The following is a 4,176-nucleotide window of genomic DNA, read 5'->3' on the forward strand; positions in this document are numbered from 1 at the left end:
CGTAAACTTGGGTAAGATTTTATAGATATTGTTTGGAGAGGACTTAGAATTCACCCCCTTGCATCATAATTAAACGATGAATCTGAATTAACGGATAAACAACAGTTCCCTGTATTTCGGCAGCGGCCACATCTGGTTGTCGACCATCAGTTCCAGATCGTCTATATGGCTGCGGATTTCGTCCAGGTAGGGAGCGACGGTGTCGTGGTAAGCGATCGCTTTGGTACGCAAGTCCGTGATGCGGTTTGCTTTTTTGCGGGCTTCCACCATTTCGTCCACCATGCGGGTGACGGAACAGATGTGGCCGGCAATCTTGCGGACCAGGCGACGGGGCTCTTCCGACATATCGTCATATTCCGGATATCCGCCGAATGTCTCTTTCAGTTTGGCGATGTTGTCCAGGAGCAATGACTGGTAGCGGACGGCAACCGGGATGATATGGTTGAGCGAGAGATCGCCGAGGACACGAGCTTCGATCTGTACCTTTTTGATATAGATTTCCCATTTCACTTCGTTGCGAGCTTCCAGTTCCTTTTCGCTCAGAACGCCGGTCTCCTTGAACATCCGGATGACTTCCGGTTTCAGGTAAGCGTCGTATTGCAACGGGACGCTGTTTTCGCAATCCAGGCCGCGGCGGGCAGCTTCTTCCTTCCATTCGTCGCCGTAGCCGTTCCCGTCGAAGCGGATCGGCTTGGATTCTTTGATGTAGGCTTTCAGCACTTCGAAGATGGCGGCCTCTTTGCTCTTTCCTTCGGCCCGCAATGCCTCGACATCCTGTTTGAACTGGCGGAGCTGGTAGGCTACGGCGGAGTTCAGTGCCAACATCGCCGAACCGCAGTTGGCCGATGATCCCAATGCACGGAACTCGAAACGGTTTCCGGTGAAAGCAAAAGGAGAGGTGCGGTTACGGTCCGTATTGTCTAACAAGAGTTCAGGGATCTGTCCGAAGCCGAGGTGCAGGCGTTTCTTGTCGTCCACCTCGATAGCGTCTTCGATGGAACAGTTTTCGAACTTGTCCAGAATTTCGGTGATTTGTGTTCCCAAGAAGGATGAGATGATAGCGGGAGGCGCTTCATTGGCTCCCAGGCGGTGTGCGTTGGTTGCCGATGCGATGCTGGCTTTCAGCAGAGCGTTGTACTTATATACGGCCATTAGCGAGTTGACTACGAATGTGATGAAACGCAGGTTGTCTTCCCGGTCCTTTCCCGGCGAGAAGAGGTTGATGCCCGTATCGGTTCCCATCGACCAGTTGCAGTGCTTGCCCGAACCGTTCACACCCATAAAAGGCTTTTCGTGGAGCAGCACGCGGAAGTTGTGGCGGCGGGAAACACGTTTCATCACCGACATCAACAACTGGTTATGGTCGTTGGCGAGGTTGCATTCCTCATAAATAGGTGCCAGCTCGAACTGGTTCGGGGCAACCTCGTTGTGGCGTGTCTTGACCGGGATGCCTAATTTATAGCATTCAGTTTCCAGGTCCTTCATGAACTCTTGTACACGGGAGGGTATGGCTCCGAAATAGTGGTCGTCCAATTGCTGGTTCTTCGCACTTTCGTGTCCCAGCAGGGTACGTTCCGTCAGCGACAGGTCGGGACGGGCGGAATAGAGGTCTTCGTCTACCAGGAAATACTCCTGTTCCCAGCCTAAATAGGTGATGACTTTATTGACGTCTTCGTTGAAATAATGGCAGACGTCTTTGGCTGCCTTGTTCAGGGCTTCGATGGAGCGGATCAGCGGGGTCTTGTAGTCCAGCGCTTCACCGGTATAGGCGATGAATACGGTCGGGATACACAAGGTGTCGTCAACGATAAACGCAGGCGAGGAGGGGTCCCAGGCTGAATAGCCGCGGGCTTCGAACGTGTTGCGCAATCCGCCGTTAGGGAAGCTGGAAGCGTCCGGCTCCTGTTGTGCGAGCAGCTTGCCGCTGAATTCTTCGATCATGCCGCCGCCTCCGTCATGTTCGACGAATGCGTCGTGCTTTTCGGCTGTCCCGTCGGTAAGAGGCTGGAACCAGTGTGTGTAGTGTGTGACTCCTTTTTCCAGTGCCCACATGCGCATGCCGGCAGCCACATGATTGGCTATTTCGCGGTCGATAGGGGTTCCGTTGTCGATGGCATGGGTCAGGGCTTTGTAGGTTTCTTTGGAGAGATACTTTTGCATTGCCTTCCGGTTGAAGACGTTCTCACCATAATATTCGGATACTTTCTGATCGGGAGTAATGGCTTCCACTGCCTTTCGGTTGGATGCTTTCTCCACTGCATTGAAGCGTGAGATTGACATACAGATTGTTTTTATGTTATACCGGCTGCAAAGATACATGCAATTCTCCATGAATGCTTTCATCTGGTAGTTAAAAATATACGTGCAGGAAACTATTCGATCTGGTACATGCCGTTTGGCATGATGCCATGTTAATGTAAAGGGGTAATTCATTACTTCGTTTTTTATCGTATTATTGAGCGGAACTAATTTAGTTCCGTTTTTTTATTACTAAATTCTATTTTGTAGAATATATTTCCTGAAAAAATTTATAATTCAAAATTAATTCATGTTTTTGCATCAAACAAAAGAGGTATGAGAATTGTATCACATAGAAAATTGAAAGAGTTCTACGAGAAGAAAGGTTATGAAGATTCACGCATAGTCTTAGAACGTTGGTATGACATAGCGGAAAAAGCTGAATGGAAGAACCTATCAGATATTAAAGTGGATTTTCTTTCAGTTGATTATGTAGGTAATCAGGACTATGTATTCAACATCAGAGGTAACAATTATCGGCTTGTGGTAGTTGTCAAGTTTACGATAGGTTACATATTCATCCGTTGGGTGGGTACTCATAAAGATTACGATAAGATAGATTGTTCAACCATTTAAGAGATAGAAGTATGAATAAAGTAACGAAAGAACAGTATGAATTTGCTTTGGCGAGAGTGGAAGAACTTCTGCCATTGGTTGATGACAATACACCTTCAAACGATAAGAATGCGGTGGAACTCACAGTTATGTCCGACATTGTGATAACATATGAAAAAGAACATTATCCGATAGAAAAACCGACTGTTGCGGAATTGATAGAGCTATCCCTTGAAGAGAAAGGGATGAGCCAGAAGCAACTTGCCGGTGAGATTGGAATAAGTCCATCGCGTGTGAATGATTATATTTCCGGTCGTTCAGAGCCTACCCTCAAAATTGCGAGGTTGCTATGTCGAGTGCTGAATATACCTCCAGCCGCAATGTTGGGTTTCTGATTAGCTCATAAGAAGAGTATTTTAGGCGTGATTCCATTCGGTTTCACGCCTTTTTTATATCATTTTACGACAATCGCTTCATTGTCGTATATCACCTATCTAATTATTTTTCACCTTTTTTATAAATCGCGAAATTTACCGTATAAATTTATAAATCAAATTCATATGGTATGACAATCTTAGAACAAATCTTAGCAGGACTGCAACATAAGTTCACTGGGGTAGACACTGCTATTCTTACCCGAATTGCCACCAAGAAGGCAGAGGGAGTAACGGACGAGACAAAGGTAAACTCCATTGTTGAGGGTATCAGTTTTTCGGACGTGCTAAATTCCTATGGCGATTTCCGTGCCGGGGATGCTTCAAAAACGGCAGTAACTAACTACGAGAAGAGGCATAACCTTAAAGACGGTAAGCCATTGTGAATTATGAGGAGTAGTTTGAGTGGATTTTTCACATGCGTACCATAAAATCTCCCTTCCGAGTTTGAAAAAAAGCGAGAAAAAAGTATCCGTTAAATTTGCATATAAAAATTGTAACCCCTACTTTTGCACCCGCATTCGAGCGAGAGTGGCGTTAGTCGACATGATGGAGAAGGTATTTCCCGGAATGGGTGGATGAGGTTAGCAAGGCTAAGCGACATGTCCGACCGTCCGGCGGCTTTCGAAAAACTTTTCAAATTTTCTCTTGAAAAATTTGGCAGTTAAAAAAAAGTCCTTACCTTTGCAGCCGCAATCGAAAGAAAGCGAAAAAGTTCTTTGAAAGATTTACATATCAACAAGTAGTACAAGAGACGTAGAAATACGAAACATACCGTCAAGTACGGACTACGATAAATCACGAGATTCTGAGCAAAGGTATAAGAAACAATTTAACAACGAAGAGTTTGATCCTGGCTCAGGATGAACGCTAGCGACAGGCTTAACAC

At 46.2% G+C, this 4,176-nt stretch carries 3 protein-coding genes and 1 pseudogene; 3 read left to right on the forward strand and 1 reads right to left on the reverse strand.

Annotation, left to right across the window (positions count from 1 at the left end; all coding sequences use genetic code 11):
- Nucleotides 1–87 precede the first annotated feature (87 nt).
- Nucleotides 88–2,280, reverse strand: coding sequence for a glutamine synthetase III (locus tag RDN79_RS18935; protein WP_298549323.1), 2,193 nt, complete (start codon nucleotides 2,278–2,280; stop codon nucleotides 88–90).
- Nucleotides 2,281–2,574: 294 nt separating this feature from the next.
- Between RDN79_RS18935 and RDN79_RS18940 the strand changes: the two genes are divergently transcribed.
- The 3 genes and pseudogenes from RDN79_RS18940 to RDN79_RS18950 all read left to right on the forward strand — a co-directional run.
- Nucleotides 2,575–2,874, forward strand: coding sequence for a type II toxin-antitoxin system HigB family toxin (locus RDN79_RS18940; protein WP_298549321.1), 300 nt, complete (start codon nucleotides 2,575–2,577; stop codon nucleotides 2,872–2,874).
- Nucleotides 2,875–2,885: 11 nt separating this feature from the next.
- A complete protein-coding gene (locus tag RDN79_RS18945) occupies nucleotides 2,886–3,248 on the forward strand; it encodes a type II toxin-antitoxin system HigA family antitoxin (RefSeq protein WP_298549318.1) in 363 nt (120 codons plus the stop codon).
- 170 nt (nucleotides 3,249–3,418) lie between these two features.
- Nucleotides 3,419–3,670 (forward strand): annotated as a pseudogene (locus tag RDN79_RS18950) (hypothetical protein); the annotation flags it as partial.
- Between the last annotated feature and the right edge of the window lie 506 nt (nucleotides 3,671–4,176).

The organism is uncultured Parabacteroides sp. (genome assembly GCF_902493135.1).
GTDB lineage: Bacteria > Bacteroidota > Bacteroidia > Bacteroidales > Tannerellaceae > Parabacteroides.

Coding starts and splice junctions, on each gene's coding strand:
- RDN79_RS18935 (WP_298549323.1), bottom strand. CDS start 2,280: ATGTCAATCTCACGCTTCAATGCAGTGGAGAAAGCATCCAACCGAAAG.
- RDN79_RS18940 (WP_298549321.1), top strand. CDS start 2,575: ATGAGAATTGTATCACATAGAAAATTGAAAGAGTTCTACGAGAAGAAA.
- RDN79_RS18945 (WP_298549318.1), top strand. CDS start 2,886: ATGAATAAAGTAACGAAAGAACAGTATGAATTTGCTTTGGCGAGAGTG.